This is a genomic window from Streptomyces sp. WAC07094, assembly GCF_036320405.1.
GTDB classification, from domain to species: Bacteria; Actinomycetota; Actinomycetes; order Streptomycetales; family Streptomycetaceae; genus Streptomyces; species Streptomyces lannensis.
Genome location: NZ_JAVMJZ010000001.1, coordinates 7,842,306 through 7,858,492, shown reverse-complemented (window position 1 = coordinate 7,858,492; position 16,187 = coordinate 7,842,306). Strand labels below are relative to the sequence as shown.

The 16,187-nt window shown below is 67.9% G+C and carries 13 protein-coding genes, 1 tRNA gene and 2 pseudogenes; 8 read left to right on the top strand and 8 right to left on the bottom strand.

Features of this window, described 5'->3' with window-relative positions:
• Positions 1-154 precede the first annotated feature (154 nt).
• Positions 155-631: a hypothetical protein gene (locus RCR19_RS35225; RefSeq protein ID WP_331268798.1), complete on the top strand. Its 477-nt coding sequence runs from the start codon at positions 155-157 to the stop codon at positions 629-631.
• A 164-nt stretch (positions 632-795) separates the two neighbouring features.
• Here RCR19_RS35225 and RCR19_RS35220 read toward each other — a convergent pair whose 3' ends face one another.
• A complete protein-coding gene (locus RCR19_RS35220; protein ID WP_331268797.1) occupies positions 796-1,431 on the bottom strand; it encodes a LysE family translocator in 636 nt (211 codons plus the stop codon).
• Between the two features lie 147 nt (positions 1,432-1,578).
• On the opposite strand from RCR19_RS35220, the pseudogene RCR19_RS35215 reads away from it, so the two are divergent.
• The 4 genes and pseudogenes from RCR19_RS35215 to RCR19_RS35200 all read left to right on the top strand — a co-directional run.
• Positions 1,579-1,761: pseudogene (locus RCR19_RS35215) on the top strand (hypothetical protein); the annotation flags it as partial.
• 69 nt (positions 1,762-1,830) lie between these two features.
• A pseudogene (locus RCR19_RS35210) lies at positions 1,831-2,223 on the top strand (NAD-dependent epimerase/dehydratase family protein); the annotation flags it as partial.
• 246 nt (positions 2,224-2,469) lie between these two features.
• Entirely contained in the window at positions 2,470-3,126 is a 657-nt protein-coding gene (locus RCR19_RS35205) for a LysE family translocator (protein WP_331269645.1), read from the top strand.
• Between the two features lie 19 nt (positions 3,127-3,145).
• Positions 3,146-3,541 carry a Type 1 glutamine amidotransferase-like domain-containing protein gene (locus RCR19_RS35200; protein ID WP_331269644.1) on the top strand — a complete coding sequence of 132 codons (396 nt, stop codon included), beginning with the start codon at positions 3,146-3,148 and terminating at the stop codon, positions 3,539-3,541.
• Positions 3,542-3,643: 102 nt separating this feature from the next.
• On the opposite strand, the gene RCR19_RS35195 is transcribed toward RCR19_RS35200, so the two are convergent.
• Together RCR19_RS35195 and RCR19_RS35190 are read right to left on the bottom strand one after the other, a co-directional pair.
• Positions 3,644-3,721 (bottom strand) — tRNA-Met (locus RCR19_RS35195).
• 347 nt (positions 3,722-4,068) lie between these two features.
• Complete coding sequence (locus RCR19_RS35190) at positions 4,069-4,686, bottom strand: helix-turn-helix transcriptional regulator (RefSeq protein ID WP_331268796.1); 618 nt, start codon at positions 4,684-4,686, stop codon at positions 4,069-4,071.
• Between the two features lie 70 nt (positions 4,687-4,756).
• Here RCR19_RS35190 and RCR19_RS35185 point away from each other — a divergent pair, with 70 nt between their 5' ends.
• Positions 4,757-5,461 (top strand): ABC transporter ATP-binding protein, encoded by a 705-nt coding sequence (locus RCR19_RS35185; RefSeq protein ID WP_331268795.1) that lies wholly within the window; start codon positions 4,757-4,759, stop codon positions 5,459-5,461.
• Between the two features lie 5 nt (positions 5,462-5,466).
• A complete protein-coding gene (locus RCR19_RS35180) occupies positions 5,467-8,286 on the top strand; it encodes an FtsX-like permease family protein (RefSeq protein WP_331269643.1) in 2,820 nt (939 codons plus the stop codon).
• A 267-nt stretch (positions 8,287-8,553) separates the two neighbouring features.
• Here the strand turns inward: RCR19_RS35180 and RCR19_RS35175 are convergent, their stop codons facing one another.
• Positions 8,554-9,021: a GNAT family N-acetyltransferase gene (locus RCR19_RS35175; RefSeq protein ID WP_331268794.1), complete on the bottom strand. Its 468-nt coding sequence runs from the start codon at positions 9,019-9,021 to the stop codon at positions 8,554-8,556.
• 218 nt (positions 9,022-9,239) lie between these two features.
• On the opposite strand from RCR19_RS35175, the gene RCR19_RS35170 reads away from it, so the two are divergent.
• Entirely contained in the window at positions 9,240-9,737 is a 498-nt protein-coding gene (locus RCR19_RS35170; RefSeq protein ID WP_331268793.1) for a GNAT family N-acetyltransferase, read from the top strand.
• A gap of 170 nt (positions 9,738-9,907) precedes the next feature.
• On the opposite strand, the gene RCR19_RS35165 is transcribed toward RCR19_RS35170, so the two are convergent.
• From RCR19_RS35165 to RCR19_RS35150, 4 genes are all read right to left on the bottom strand, one after another.
• The gene (locus tag RCR19_RS35165; protein WP_115974681.1) at positions 9,908-10,372 is read right to left on the bottom strand and encodes a lamin tail domain-containing protein; all 465 of its coding nucleotides are present in this window, start codon (positions 10,370-10,372) and stop codon (positions 9,908-9,910) included.
• Between the two features lie 571 nt (positions 10,373-10,943).
• The gene (locus tag RCR19_RS35160; RefSeq protein WP_331268792.1) at positions 10,944-13,700 is read right to left on the bottom strand and encodes an alkaline phosphatase family protein; all 2,757 of its coding nucleotides are present in this window, start codon (positions 13,698-13,700) and stop codon (positions 10,944-10,946) included.
• A 4-nt stretch (positions 13,701-13,704) separates the two neighbouring features.
• Positions 13,705-15,063, bottom strand: coding sequence for an ABC transporter permease (locus tag RCR19_RS35155; RefSeq protein ID WP_331268791.1), 1,359 nt, complete (start codon positions 15,061-15,063; stop codon positions 13,705-13,707).
• Positions 15,060-16,001, bottom strand: a complete 942-nt coding sequence (locus tag RCR19_RS35150; RefSeq protein ID WP_331268790.1) for an ABC transporter ATP-binding protein — start codon at positions 15,999-16,001, stop codon at positions 15,060-15,062. Before RCR19_RS35150 ends, RCR19_RS35155 begins: the two co-directional genes overlap by 4 nt.
• Positions 16,002-16,187 lie beyond the last annotated feature (186 nt).

Genomic DNA, 16,187 nt, shown 5'->3' with positions numbered 1-16,187 from the left:
CCCCACGCTCGGGCGCCCGCGCACCACTATGCACGCAGTGCGCGGCCGTGCAAGGGGACTTGCTGACGACGACGGCCGACCCGGCGGAGCGCGATGGACAACACATGAGACAGTTCCACCGATGCTCACCGATCGTCACCAAGGAGAAGACTCCGTGAGAGTGTTGCCCACCGTCACCGGTCGTGACGAGTTCGATGCGTTGGTCGTGAGAACCGATTACCACGACGACGCGGCATGGCAGGACGTGGCGACGGCGCTGATGCAGTCCTGGGGCGACGGGCTGTACGAGGCACGGATCCACTTCGTCAACGATCCGGCGTGGGCGGACGCGACCGCCGACGATGTGCTGAACGTGGTCCGCGCCGACGAGAACCTGGCCGTCGTCTTCCTCGCCGACCGGATGTCCATGCAGGCCGGAACCCGCCCTCTGCTGGCAGTGACGACACTGACACGGGAGGACTGCGAGGACGACGAGGACTACGACGAACTGACCGAGTTCGGCCGCGAGTTCCGCACCGCCCCGGCGGGCGTCCACGACATCCACGCGAACCTGAGCATCGGCAACATGGGCTTCGAGGAGTACGCGGCGTGGGCCCACGATGATCCCGAGGGGATCTACCGCTCCTTCTGAAGGATCGCCGGCCGCAGACGGAGTGGCGGGCACGCGCGCCTCGCCTCACGACCGCCATCGCCTTCGCGGTCGGCTTCCTCCAAGTCGCCCTCACCGGGAGGCGGACGTCACAGCACGGCCGACGAAGGCGGGTCGGTCAGCGCCGGTTCGACCCCAGGTGCGCCTCAGTCCCGACCGCTAATCGCCAGACGTATCCCCAGGCCGACCATCACCGCACCTGACGCCCCACCAATCCACGACAGACGGCGCGGCGACCTCGCCAGCCAGGTGCGCGCCGACCCAGCGAGCAACCCCCACGCCGTGTCGGAGATCAGCGCGAACGTCACACAGATGAGGCCGAGCAGCAGCAACTGCACCTGGACGTTCGCCACGTGTGGATCCACGAACTGCGGCAACACCGCACCGAAGATCAGCAGCCCTTTGGGATTGCTGATGCCTACGATGAATCCTTCGCGCAGGACACGACCAGGTCTTCCGGCTCCAGATGCTTCCTTCAGGTGCAACGCGAGCAACCTTCGCCGACGCCAAGCCTGAATGCCCAGGTAGACCAGATATAGGGCACCTACGAATTTCAGGATCGAAAAGATCAGAAGACAGTGCTCGATGACCTTTCCCAGCCCGAATACCACGAGCAGCACCTGAACGAGCAGCCCGGCCTCGTTCCCGATCGCGGTGGACACCGCGGCCCGCCGCCCGAGCGTCACGCCACGGCTGACGACGAACAACACGCTGGGCCCAGGCACGGCGATCAACACAGCCACTACTGCCACGAAGGCGGTCAGGCGATCTAATCCGATCACGGGACAATGGTACCGATTCCCGGCCGCGTGATCTGCGCTTTCCACCCTGATGTTTGAGGGGCTGTCCTTCTTGGCGAGATGTCGGTAGTTGATGAGGCTGGTCGCGATGGCTACGAAGGCACGGAAGTACTCCGGGGAACACGATCGAGGAGTCCCGCGTGGCTGCACGGCTTCCGGCGCTTACGGATCCGGTGGTGACCGAGGGCCGACATTCACGAAGCGTTCCTCAGACTCGCCTGCTGCCTGATCACCCGCCGACAACTCAGCTCATCGTCCGACGCAACCGAACCTTGGGCATGTGCATCGAAACCCAAGGGGCAACGTCGCTGAACCTGTCCCTGGGAGTACTGGTATCGGCGAGATCTGGAACGCGATGATCCGTTCACCGACCATGAAGATATGGCACATGTACTCGTCACGGGCGGAACCGGGTTTCTGGGTTCCCACACGATCGCTCAGCTCCTGACCGCCGGGCACACCGTCACGACCACGGTGCGCTCCCTGGCACGGCGGTCCGACGTCGAGCGGATGCTCGCCGTGGCCGGAGCCTCGAGCGCGGACGGAATCGCCTATGTGGAGGCGGATCTGACCTCTGACCGCGGCTGGGACCGGGCCGTGGCGGGAGTCGACCATGTCCTGCATGTGGCCTCGCCGTTTCCCGGAGCGCGGCCGAAACACGAGGACGAGGTGATCGTCCCCGCCCGTGACGGAGCCTTGCGGGTTCTTCGCGCCGCCCGGGACGCGGGCATCAGGCGCACGGTGTTGACCTCCTCCTTCGCTGCGGTGGGCTACGGCCATGGCCGGACCGGACGGACGTTCAGTGAGGAGGACTGGACGGAGAACGACGGGCCGGGGGTGTCCGCGTCGCCTCAAGGGCGACGGCGTCCACCACGCGATGCTCGGCATCGCCCGACTGCACAACCTCGCCCTCGCCAGGTGACGAAGGGGGAGGACGGTCAACGAACACGTAGATCATTTATGGGACAGCGCTTACACAGGCCAGTTACATCCTTTTCGTGCCGCAGAGGAATTGATCTCGTGAGCGTGGCATCGGAGATCGGCGCATTCGCCGGGGTTGCTGCAGTCCTGACGATCACTCCCGGGTTGGACACCACTCTTGTCCTCCGCGCGGCAGCAAGTCAGGGGACACGGAATGCCTACGCGACCGTTTTCGGTATCAGTGCAGGAGTGCTGTGCTGGGGATTGGCCTCGGCTATCGGGGCCGGCGCCATCCTTGCTGCGTCGCCGACCGCCTACAACTGGCTCTGCATCGCAGGTGCGGCCTATTTGATCTGGCTGGGAATCGGCATGCTCCGCCGTGCCCGCGGCCGAGGGCAACGGGAGCAATCCTCCGATACCACAGCCATCAGTCCGCCCTCAGTACAGGAAGTACCCCTTCGCTCCTGGTCACGGGGATTCTTCTCGAACGTGTTCAATCCACGCTTCGGACTGTTCTACATGGCCATGTTGCCGCAGTTCATCCCTGACGACACACCTCCCTTCCTGATGGGGCTGCTCTTGGCCTTGATCCACAATGCCATCGATCTGATCTGGTTCAGCCTGCTGATCGTCGGTGTCCGCCCTCTCGGGCACTGGCTCAACAAGCCGGGAGTCCAACGCGGCTTGGACTGCGTCGCCGGCCTGGTCGTCATAGCCTTCGGAGCCGAGCTGATCATCCCCGTCATCGTGTTGTAGGGGGAGCCATGGCTTCCGTCTGCTCAAGAAGCTTCACGCAAGAGCGCTTCGGATCATCCGCGAACGCGTCCGATGCGACGTCCACTACGTAGGATCAAGCGTCGCGACGAACATGGCTTGCCCCACACTGCACACCACGAATGGCATGCCCATCGTCGAGACCTCGACCTTTCAAGCCTTGGGCTCAGTGCCCTTGCAGATAACCCTCGCTACGTCGAACACGACCCCGACAGCACGCGGTCCATCTGCTCAGCCATCCCACGATGATGAGCCAGATCAGGACGGCAATCCAGATGCACCGTCAGCATCTCAGGGCAGCCGTGGTCGTGGAAACACGCCTCATCGATCCGCGCCGCCCAGTCGGCGCCCGTCCGAAACGGCAAAGCGATCCCGGGCCGCTCCCCCGCTCTCGTAGTGGCTGCGGCAAGGTGGTCTGGTCGGGACAGAAGCCTGCACGGCAGTGATGTGCTCGCGGACAAGAGTCCGGCCCCTTGCCACATGGTCAAGGGGCCGGAGTTGGTAGCGGGGGCGGGATTTGAACCACGCGACCTCTGGGTTATGAGCCCAGCGAGCTACCGAACTGCTCCACCCCGCGTCGGTAACTGAAGCCTACGGCACGCGCGCCACGTCTGCCGGGATTTATTTGCGGGACGACCCCATCTCAGCTCGACAGAGAGCGGCGGGACTTCCAGCGGCCCGGCCTCGTCTCCGGCCACGGCCGCCGGCGTGGCAGGAGCCGCGCTCGCCGTCCGCGTCTCCTCTTACGGCTCGCCCTTCAGACATGACCCTCAGCGGCAGACCCAGCTACTCCCCCACCGCCTTGATATAGGCGCTCTCGCCGGATCTGCGGGTGTCTCGTCGAGTGTGGGGGATCGCGTCTCCCGTCGCGATTCATCTGCGGCACTGCAGGCCGGAAGAGAGACTCCCCCGGGCGACCGGCTGCTAGGCGGACTCCGTGCGGGACCCTCTCATCGCCTCGTTGCCGCCGGCCGCGTCGGCGTCGCCCTGCGCCTGCCTCCCCGTCTGCGCGCCGTGCGCTGTGGCGAGCGGGCCCAGATGCTGCGCGGCGCTGTCCAGCAGCCCGAGGTCGGCCTTGGTGTGCGCGATGGCGGCGTCGATCAGTATGGCGACCAACGGCTCGTCGGCGTGGGCCCGGCGCTGCTGTGCCAGGCCGGCCAGCTCGGACAGGTATGTCTGCCGCTGCGATTCGATCAGCGCCGTCAGAGCCTGCGGGCCCAGGGCGACAGCGCCGAGGAGCTTGAGGAACAGCTCGTCGCGAAAGCCGCCGGTGCGCACCCAGGCGGTGGTCGCCCACTCGCGCAGCTCGGCCTCGCCGGCCTCGGTGAGCGTGTAGAGGTTCTTGTCGGGCCGGTCGGTCTGGGTGACCTGCGAGCGTGAGACATAGCCGTCACGGACCAACCGTTCGAGGACCTGGTAGAGGTGACCGATGTTCAGGCCACCCCATTGCGGGCCGATGGCCTCCTCGAACCGGGCCTTGAGTTCGTATCCGTGGTTGGGTCGCCGGTTCAGCAGCGCGAGCACGGCGTGGTGGAGCGGCATATACGTCCCTTCTGCATTGTGACAACATACCCCTGAATTGCGACAATGTATGAGGGGCGAGGGCGCATCTATGGCTGTGAGCGTGGCGTTGTGCGGGGTGAGCCGGCGGTATCCCGGGCTGACGGCTCTGGACGGGGTCGACCTGGAGGTCGCAGCCGGCGAGGTGGTGATGCTGACCGGACCTTCCGGTGCCGGAAAGTCCACCGTGCTGCATGTGACGGGCGGCATGGACCGGGCCGACGAGGGGCACGTCGAGATCGACGGCACAGAACTGGTGCCCCGGAACCTGGACCGCCACCGTCGGCGTATCGGCTTCGTCTTCCAGCGCTTCCACCTGCTGCCCGCCCTCACCGTGCTGGACAACGTGCTCGCCCCCGTCCTGCCGCGCAGAGTGGGCTTCGACCGGCGTGAACGCGGCATGGAACTGCTCGAAGCGGTCGGCCTGGACGACCGGGCCGACGCCCTGCCCTCGCAGTTGTCGGGCGGTCAGCAGCAACGCGTCGCCGTGGCGCGGGCGTTGATCAACCGGCCGGGGCTGCTGCTTGCCGACGAACCGACGGGCAACCTGGACAGCGTCATCGGGCGGGAGATCATCGACCTGCTGATGTCACTGCGCGAGCTGTACGGGATGACGATGCTGATCGCCACCCACGACGCGGAGGTCGCCGCCAACGGCGACCGGGTGGTGCGTCTGCAGGACGGCAGGATCACCTCGGACCAGCGGCTCACGCCGTCCGGTGACGTGCTGAACCGGCTGGGGGGCCTGCGCCCGTGATAGCGATGATCCTCGAGCAGCTCCGGCGGCGGCGCGGGCGTGCGCTGGCCCTGGCCGCCGGGATCCTGGTGGCGTCGACCAGCTTCACCCTGCTGACCGCGACGGTGGACACGAGCAAGGCGACCACCGTGGGCACGGTACGGAAGAACGCGCGGTCCGCGTACGACGTCCTGGTGCGCCCGCCGAACTCGCAGACGGACGTGGAGCGGCGCAGCGGACTGGTCGCACCGAACTTCCTGTCCGGCACGTTCGGCGGCATCACCATGAACCAGTACCGGCGTATCGAAGGCATGGCCGGCATCGACGTGGCCGCGCCGGTCGCCAACATCGGCTACCTGATGGTGACGAGCACCGTCACCGTGGACGTGTCCCGCTTCCTGGACAGCAAGGCCTCCCGGCAGATCCTGCGCATCAACCCGACGCTCACATCCGGACTGGGCACCTACCGCACCTCCGACGAGTACGTCTACCTCACCCGCAGCCCCTTGACGTCGGCGTCGTCGCCGGACCACCTCTTCGAGTCCGACACCCTGGAGAAGGGCACGGTCGACAAGGCCACCCAGCGCTACCAGTTGAAGGGGAAGTACGACGTCTGCTTCTACTTCAACGGGGACAAGACCGAGCGGACGCGGTTCAACATGGAACTGCCGATGAAGCCGAACATCATTGCCGAGGACTTCAGTGAGAGGTCACCGTTCGACCCGGACCTGAGTTCGCGGATGAACTGTCAGTCCGGTCGGAGCAAGGCCACCATCGATGTTCCGGTCGGTTACCCCGTACTGCTGTCCGCCGTCGACCCTGCGGCCGAGAACCGGCTGGTGGGCCTGGGCAGCACCATCACCTCGGGCCGGATGCTCACCGAGCGGGACAAGCCATGGACACTGCCGAGCTCGAAGAGCATCCACGGGCAGCACGACTCCTACATCCCGGCGTTGCTCAGCAACAACCCGCTGACCGCCGGAACGCTCAGCGCCACCGTGGAACGCCTCGACATCGGTGAACCGGCCAAGCTGCCTTCCGAACTGGGCAACCCGACAGCCGACAGATTCGTCCGCGGCCTGCACGGCACCCGCGTGGGCCGGGTCGGCGTCGACCTGAGCAAGGGCTACCAGAAGGCGCTGGACGAGGACGCGTTCACCACTGATGCCTACTGGACGGTCGGCCCGGTCACCTATCGCCGCACGCCGGGCGGCGACCTCACCGTGCAGGCACAGCCGCCGCAGAAGCCCGGCCTGTGGGTCAACCAGAACCAGCAGCCGTTCCCCAACGTCCCCGAGGAGAACCAGGGCAGGCAGTACCGGAAGGTGACCAGTCACATCTCCACGGAATGTGTCGGAATGGGCTACTGCGACAACATCGACTCCGGGCGCCTGCCCAGTCCCTTCGTCCGCCTCGTCGGCCGCTACGACACCGGCAAGCTGCCCGGCTTCTCGCCGTTGTCCCAAGCGCCGTTGGAGACCTACCAGCCGCCGCAGGTCACCGCCGCGGACAACGCCACCCGCGCAGCACTCCACGACAAGCCGCTGCGGCCCGACCGCAACCTGGGCGGCTATGTCAGCCCGCCGCCCACCATGCTGACGACGATGAAGTCCATCACCGCGCTCACCAAGAGCCGCCGGTTCCCGAGCCTGCAGGACACGGCCCCGGTCAGCGCGATCAGGATCCGGGTGGCCGGGGTGACCGGCGTCGACGCCGCCTCCCGGGCACGGGTCAACGCCGTGGCCGGGCAGATCCGGGCCGCCTACCCCCGACTCCAGGTCGACGTCACCATCGGCAGCTCGCCCGCCCCGCAGACGGTGACGCTGAATGCCTCGGCGCATGTGACGGAGCCCTGGGTCGCCAAGGGCGTGGCACTGCGGATCCTCAGGGCGGTGGACACCAAGAGCGCGGTGCTCTTCGTGCTGGTCCTCGTCGTGTGTGCGCTCTTCCTCGGACAGGCCGCGCTGGCCTCGGTGCGCTCACGCCGCACGGAGATCGGCACACTGCGCTGCCTTGGCTGGAGCGGCGGCGAAGTACTCCGCCTGGTCCTCGGCGAACTGGCGGCGATCGGCCTGGCCGCCGGCGCCGCCGGGGCGATCCTCGCGTATGTGCTGGGCCGGTTGCTGGGACAGCCCGACGCGGGCACCAAGTCGCTGCTTGTGCTCCCGGTGGCGTTCCTCCTGGCCACCGTGGCGGGCCTGATACCCGCCTGGCTCGCCACCCGGCTGGGACCGATGGAAGCCATCCGGCCCCCCGTGGCAGCGGCCCGCCGCGCCCGCCCGGTGCGTTCGGTGGCCGGTCTCGCCATGCTCGGCCTGCTGCGGATGCGGGGCCGCACGCTGCTCGGTGCGGCAGGGCTCGCACTGGGCGTGGCCGCCTTCACGGTACTGCTGGCCCTGACACTGGGCTTCCAGGGGGAGGTCGCCGGATCACTGCTCGGCAACGCCGTAGTGGCACAGGCGCGCGGCGCCGACTACGTCAGCGTCGCCCTGTCCCTGCTGCTGGGCGCCGCCGGCGCCGTCGACGTCCTGATCATCTCGCAACGCGAGCGCGCCACGGATCTCGCGGTACTGCGGGCAACCGGCTGGACCAACCGCGAACTGGCCATGCTGACCCTCTACGAGGGCATCGGGCTGGCCCTGCTGGGTGGCCTGTCCGGCGCGGTGGCCGGTGTGGCCGGGGTGCTGTCACTCGGTCAGGGCGTGCTGCACGGTCACCTCCTCGCGGTCGCCGGCGCCCCACTACTGGCCACACTCGCCGCAACCGTCCTGGTGGGGGCGGCTCTGACGGTGCCGATCCGGGGGCTGTCCCGGATCGCCCCGGCCCACCTGCTCAGCGCAGACTGAGCCGGCCACCACCGTCGGCGGCTTGGCCCAGCGAACGACCCCGGCCCCGGCCCTGTTCATGGGCCGGGGCCTCAGCACTGGCGGACGTCCGGAGTCGGCGCCGTGCCCGAAGAGTCCTCGCCGAGTTGCTGTTGCGGCGGCGGCAGCTGTGGCCGTGGTCTACAACGGCCGGCCCACCAACGAGTACACCGCTTTTGACCGGGGTGGGCGTGCTGGAATCGGCGTTCCCATGACGATCTCATGGATGGATCTAAGAAACGGTCGCTGTCACAGCGGCAGCTCGCCCACCGTCTGTCCCCCGCTCATTTCGCCTGTCGGCCGGAATCCGAGACCCAGATAGAAGCCTTCGGGGCCGTCTGCCCCTGGATGCCAGGTGGTGGTCAGCCGGGTGCCGCCGCGACGGCGGATTTCAACTGCCACGGACTCGACCGCGAAGCGACCGTAACCCCGGCCCTGCTCAGCGGCTGCGATGTTGAGGCGCCACAGACCCGAACGGATGTCGGCGCCCGTGCCGTCTCCCAGCCAGTCGATGTCGAAGAAGCCCATGAGGAAGCCGACGGGTGTGTCACCGTCAAGGATGAGACGGGGCCAAGCCGTGCCGGGATGGACGTATGCCTCGGCCAGAGACTTCACGACCGGCGCGACCAGGTGTTCTTGTTCCGGATGGACCCGCAGACCGATCGCGGCGTCGAGGTTGTCCGGAGTGATCTCTTCCAGACGGAGTGTGCTCGTCATGCGCAAACCATAGGCCGGTCGATCACGTCGACTGAGGTACGAGGCGTCAGGGACCACGGCACGCTGGTCCAGGACTCGACAACCCGGGCATTGGGGCCTGTCCGACCAGTCAGCAAGCAAGTGCCGGCAACTGCCGCCCCTTGGCCGTGCTGATCAGCATAGGAGACAGTCTGTAATCAACTTGCTGCCTGCCCCGGCGGCCGGGCAGGGTCTCGATCATGCTTGAACTACGCACCTTGAATTCAGACGACTGGCCCCTTTGGCGGGAGTTGCGACTGGCCGCGCTTGCTGAGGCGCCCTACGCGTTCGGATCGACACTGGCCCAGTGGCAGGGCTCCGGCGACCGCGAGGAACGTTGGCGTGCCCGTCTGTCGATCCCTGGCGCGCACGATCTCGTCGCGCTCCTCGACGGCCTCCCGGTGGGCATGGCCAGCGGAGTGCCGGGCGAGAAAGCAGAGAACGTGGAGTTGATCTCGATGTGGGTCAACCCCGGGGCTCGGGGCAGGGGCGTGGGTGACCACCTGATCCAGGCGGTCGAGCGGTGGGCCGCGGAGCGCGGTGCCACGACGCTGCGGTTGTCCGTCATGCCGGACAACCGCAAGGCGACCGCGCTTTATGAGCGGCACGGTTTCACGGACACGGGTGAGCCCGGCGATCTTCTGCCCGATGGCGTCGGCAGGGAGCGGGTCATGGCGAAGAGCCTGGCCACTGTCTGATCTCCGCATCCGGGCACGGCGGGTCATGCGTACCGACCCGGCGCACCTACGCGGTCACAGCACTGGTGGGCGACCCGACGTCATGAACGGTGCGCCGTGCCTGTGGGGCCCGGCGCACCGTGGGGTGTCGGTGACCGGCCCCGGGTGGGGTCGGTCATCGGTGGGTGGGGTCAGCGGTGGTTGCGGTAGCCCCAGGAGGCGGTGTCGATGACGCGGCCGCGGTCGTTGCGCAGGGTGGCGGTGTCGATGTGGTTGTCCCAGGCGTAGTTGCGGCGGTCCTGGTAGAGGTCGGTGCGGGTGTCGTGGCCGATGCCGGTGTGGACGCGGACGGTGGCGCGGCCGGCGAGGCGGTAGTGGTGGAAGGTGTAGGTGCGGTGGTCGCGGCCGGTGAGGGTCCATCCGCTGAGGTTGACGGGGCGGCGGGTGTTGTTGGTGATCTGCACCCATTCGGCGTTCAGGGAGCGGTTGGAGCGGTCCTCGCGGCCCGGGGAGTCGTACTGCACGCGGGTGATCTGGACGTCCGGCCGGTGGGGGCGGTGGTCGGCGGCGGTGGCCGGGACGGTGGCGGCGCCGGCCAGGGCGGCGGCGGTGAGGGCGGCGGCGGCCAGGCGGCGTGCGGTGGTGGAAGTGGTCACAGGTTCCCCCTGCTTGGTGCGGGCACCGTCCCGTGTGTGGTGCGGGGTGGTGCGGTGTGCGGGTGCGGGGCCGGGTTGGCCGCGCCCTCATACCGTGCCGTCGGGGTGGGGGTGATGTGTGTGAAACGTGAACCGTGTTACGGGATGCCTATGTCTCTATGACTGTCGTGTGTATGGTCCATTTATCGGCGCAATGCGATGGGTTGACGCCGTTCCGGAGCGTTCGCCCTTGCAATCACTGGCTTGTCGCATGTGTCCGCCAGGGTCCGCCACCCCACCCGTTTCCCGGGCGTCACCCGAAAGTGGGTAACAGCCGCATGACGCCGCACCGGGCCAGGTCAGAGCACCTGCGTGTCGCATGGAGCCCAGCGGCCCAGCCGCCTCACGGTCGCCGACCCGGTCCTTCCAACCGCGGCTTCCGGGGCCGGAGTACGGAGGCGGGCGACGCCCAAGGGCGGCACCGTGCGTGCGCAGGCTCGGCCGGGCGGGAGGCCCGAATGGCGCGCCCACGGCAGAGGGTCCCCGCCGGCGCTGACGCCGGTCGGGGACCCTCTGACTGGATCGGGCTACGTCAGCCGTCGTTCTCCGCCGACGGGATGTAGGCGCCCGGTACGTCGTTCGGCGTGTAGATCTTGTTCTCGCCGGGGTAGGGCGTCTTCCAGTTGTGCGTCTGGTACCACGTGAAGTGGTCCATCTGCGCCGGGTTGGCGTAGTCGGCTATGGCGTTGGGCCCGGTCAGGTGCTGCTTGGACTTCCAGGTGTCCCACTTGTCCGCGAGCGCCTGCTTGTCGGCCGGCACCTTCGCCGACGTCGGTGCGGGCGCAGCCTTGGCGTCCTGCGGGGCCGGGGTGTCCGGGCCACAGGTGGGCTGGGTGCTCAGGCCCAGGGTCAGCGAGGTCCGGTTGGGCAGCGTGGTGAACGGCGTGTAGTTCGGCTTCTTGGTGAACGCCGTGGCCATGGGGGTGGCCGCGCTGTCCTTCTGGTTCATCGGCTGGATCCCGAGGATCTGCTCGATGGTGCGGATCATCGTGATCTGCGAGTAGTACCGGCTGTCGACGGTACCGCGCTGTGCCCAGGGGCTGATGATCTGGATCGGGGCACGGTGGCCGTCGACGTGGTCGAGGCCGGCCTGGGAGTCGTCCTCGACGACGAAGATCGCCGAGTCCTTCCAGTACTTGCTGTGCGAGATCTTGTCGACCATCCGGCCGACGGCGAGGTCGTTGTCCGCGACCTGCGCGGCCGCGTTCGCCGGGCCACCGGTGTGGTCGTTGGACAGCCAGAACATGTTCAGGTTCGCAGGACCGTTCTTCTCGAAGTCCTGCTCCCAGATCTGCTCCTTGTAGATGTCCGGGACGCTGGTGTCGAACAGCGGGAAGCCGGGCACCGACACCTTGTTGAGCGACGGGATCGCCGAGCCCGTCTCAATGGGGTAGGCGGTCTTCTGGCCGGTCGCCTGCATGTTCTTGGTGTCGCAGTACAGGTTCTGCCAGGTCGCGCCGGCCGGCTTGCTCTCGATCGACTGGAACTCGCCGTAGTCCTTGACCGACTTGCCGGCCGCCTGGGCGCCGGACCAGATGAAGCCGGACTTCTGGTGACCGAGAGCGTCGTTCTCGGTGTCGTAGCTGCGCTGGTACTCGCCCGCCGAGGACTCGGTGTACTCCGGGTCGTCGGCCTGCATCAGCCAGTTGTGGCCCTCGGCGGAGTTCGTGCCGATGTCGTATGTGTTGTCGTACAGCCCGAACTGCTCGGCCAGCGCGTGCTGGTTCGGCGTCACGTTCTCGCCGAACTGCGTCAGCGACGGGTCGCCGTTGCCCTGCGGCATGTCGCCGAAGACCTGGTCGTAGGTCCGGTTCTCCTTGACGATCAGGAAGACGTGCTTGATCGTCGACGCGTCACCGAGCCGCGTGGGCACCGGCACCGCCTTCTTGTTGCCCTTGCCCTTGGCCACCGTGACCGAGCCGCCGGTCCAGCCGTTCTGCTTGAAGACCTTGGCCGTCTGTGACCTGATGACGCTGTCGTAGGGCAGCGTGAACTGCGTCAGGCTCGACGTGGTGTCGTGGGTGCCGTGCCCGGCGCTGTTGGTGGGGCGGAGGGCGTCGATGCCGCGGGTGTTGGAGACGACCACCTTCTTGCCCACGGTGGTGATCTCCGAGGGGAAGTAGTCCGTCGGCAGCAGGCCGACGTAACTGGCGGGCTCCTGCGCCGACTTGTACCGGTAGACGGCGACCGCGTTGGCGCGGCCGAGCGTCACCAGCAGGTGCCCGTCGTCGGTCAGCGTCACCGCGTCGGGCTCGTAGCCCACCGAGGCCTCGGGCCACGGCTGGGTGGCGATGGTCTGCACGACCTTGTTCTTGCGGGTGTCGATGACCGACACGTTGTTGTCGGCGGTGTTGGTGACGAACACCACGCCGTTCTTGGCGTACACCGCGGTCGGGTGCAGGCCGACGCCGATGCTCCCCACGGTGGCGGACGGGTCCGCCACGTCGATGACGCTGACCGTGCCGGTGGTGGTGGCACCGGTGTCCGGGTCGGCCGGCACCTGGGTGCCGTAGGAGTTGATGGTGGTGTCGCCGGCCTTGGCCGGACGTCCACCCTCGTTGCTGACGTAGAGCCTGTTGCCGACCATGGCCATGCCGCGGGGGGCGTTGCCCACCGCCCAGCTCTGCTTGATGGTCCCGGTGGCCGCGTCGATGGCGACCACCCGGTTCTGGCCGTTGACCGCGGAGTACACGGTGGAGCCGTCGGCGGAGAACACCGCCGCGCCGACCAGGGCGTGCTTGGAGCCGTCGGCCGGGATCGAGACGGTCTTCGGGGCGGAGAGGGTGCCGTCCGCGTTCACGGTGAACTTGGTGTAGCCGTCGGTCTGGCCGAGCCACAGCTGCGAGCCGTCGGGCGAGTACGTCGGGCCCTCCTGGCCGACCGAGCTGTTCGAGATGCGCAGGTCGTCCGCCGCGTTGGTGCCGACGCGCTGCTTCACCTGCCCGGTGCCGAGGTCCATGATGACCAGCGCCGCGTCGCCGTCGGTGACCGCGGCCGCGAGGTGGGTGCCGTCCGGGCTGACCGAGGACGACATGATCTTGCCGTCGTTGATGACGGTACGGCTGCCATACGGGGCGATGTACTGGTCGCTTGAGATGACCTGGCCATTGGCGGTGGTCTGACCGACCTGGTCGGTGCCGAACTGCTTCGTCTGGGCGACTGCGGTGCCCGTGACGGCGAGAACGACGCCGATGCCCACCGTGACCAGAGAGGTACGGCGACCGACGCGTCTACCGAAAAGGCTGAGCTGCGCCTTCTCGTTGATCCGACGCTGCCGTGTTACCTGCATCGAGTTATCCCTTCGAGGTGGGAAGCAGTTCGACATTGCCGTCGAACTGCCAGAGCGGGTTCGGCGCATCCCCTTCGGGGGTGCGCACCAGGAAGTAGCCGTTGACTTCCTTCGGTCCATCGCCATCGGCCATGAACCGCCCGTCCGCGGTGATGTCGAGTTGGTAGATGGCCGACCCTGCGGCCTTGATGCCGGGGAGATGCCAGGACACGACGCAACGCCAGTCGTTGCCCGGCCCCTCGGGGGCGACTCGGGAGGAGCCCTTGTCGCAGGTCGCCGATGCCTTCAACTGCGCCTCGGTGACGTCGGGTCGGTTGAGCTGCTTGGTCTGGACGCGATAGAGGTGGGCGAAGGCCGTGGCGACCGAGCGCTGCACCTTGTCCTGGTCGATCCCGGAACCCGTGGCCCCGGTCGACACCGCGACGGTCGGCACCGTCACCACGACCAGGCCGACGAGCGGCAGGAGCCCGATGGTGATCGCGCGACGCCCCGAGCCGTCGTAGTTGACGTTGGTGAAGTCGCGGCGCACGAAGAGCACATAGGCCAGAACCGTGGCGAGCACGGCCCACACCAGGCTGACCACAACACCGATCAGCAGCGGGCCCAGCTGTTCGGGGGTGGTGAACAGGCCGTTCCAGGAGATGAAGGCGTAGCTGGGCAGGGCGAGGCGCACGGACACGGGCAGCGGCAGCATCTGCGCGAGCTGCATCGCGAGCGCGACGATCGCGGGCAGCAGCAGTCCCATCGGGGAACGCCCCAGCGAGACCGATCCGAGCAGACCGATCGCGGCGAGGGCCAGGGTGGGTGCGAGCGCGCAGACCCATGCGAGCAGCACCCTGACGCTGGTGTCCCCGGGTGCCAGCAGGTGGCCGTCCAGGCCGACAAGCGGCTGGTTGCCGACCGCCAGGAGACCGCCGACCGTGCTGGAGACGGCCATCCCGGCCACGAGCAGCAGGATGACGGTGAGGCTCGCCAGTGCCTTCGAGACGAAGATCCGCCGGGGCGACCGGACCGCCACGAGCAGGTGGCGCCAGGTGCCGAGCCGGTCCTCGGACGCGAAGACGTCGCCGGCGACCACGGAGGTCAGCAGCGGGAGCGCCCAGGTGCCCGCGAAGCCGAGCATGACCAGGGGCCCGGCCCAGCCCGTGGCGAGCATCCATCGACCGAAGAGGGTGTCGACGGGCAGCGTGCTCTGCTGGCCGACGGCGGCGACGAAGAGCGCCGGCGCGATCCAGCAGGCGAGGACCAGCAAGCGGATCCGCCATTGCGAAACCAGCTTGACCAGCTCGAATCGGTACCCGCGCGGCACCGACACACGGCGTGCACTGGCAACGTTGTCCACCGCCGCGATGGTCGCGGTCATCGGTCGGCCTCCTGCTGCTCGGTCAGGGCGAGGAACGCGGCCTCGAGCGGCGACACCACCGGGGCGAGCTCGCGCACCGCGATGCCCGCGTGCACAAGGCCCGACACCAGTTCGTCGAGGGCGGGCACGAGCGCGCGCACAACGAGCATCCCGGTGTCCTGGCGTGTCATGGCGCCGTCGATGAGGCTGATCCCGGCCGTCGCGTCTGCCAGTCGGCGGGCGCCCTCGGGGTCGGAGGTCTGCAGCCGGTAGTCGAGTTCTCGGTTCTCGGCGGCAAGCTTGCTGAGCGGACCGGTGAAGACGACCCGTCCGGTGGCGATGATGGTGACTTCGGAGCACAGTGCCTCGAGGTCGTCCATGCGGTGGCTCGAGAGCACGACGCTGGTGCCGTCCGCCGCGAGCCGGGAGAGCACACCGTGCACGTGTTTCTTGCCTGCCGGGTCGAGGCCGTTGGAGGGCTCGTCGAGGACGAGCAACCGAGGCTTGGTGAGCAGGGCGGCGGCGAGCCCCAGCCGCTGGCGCATGCCGAGGGAGAAGCCGCGAACCCGGTCGTCGGCGACGTCGGTGAGCCCGACCTGGTCGAGTGCGTCGCCGATCACCGACGCCCCTTCGTCGCGACCACGCAGGGCGGCCAGCGCGGCGAGGTTCTGCCGGGCGGTGAGCGAGGGGTAGAGACCGGGGCCGTCCACGAAGCCGGCGACGCCGTCAGGGGCGTCGAGTGCCCGCCCGACCGGTGTACCCAGGATCTCGAGGCGGCCGCTGTCAGCGACGGCCAGACCCAGCAGGAGGCCGAGCAATGTCGTCTTGCCGGCGCCGTTCGGTCCCACCAGACCGTGGATCTGACCTTGCGTCACATCCAGATCGATCCCGTCGAGTGCGACCACGTCGCCGAAGGACTTGCCGATCCCGCGAGCCCGGACCGCGAGGAGTGTGTCCATGAGTCCCTTCTTTCGAAAGCCTCAAGGACCTTAGGTGCAGCACACAACGTCCAGCAGTGATGGTCGGTTGAACGTTCGCGGAAGGGATCGTCAAGCATTGGCAAGGTCTGCGCACGACCGGTCAGCCCCGAGTGGGGCTTGCGCGACGAACGAACCGGCTCAGTCCGGACGAAGTGCCGTGACCCG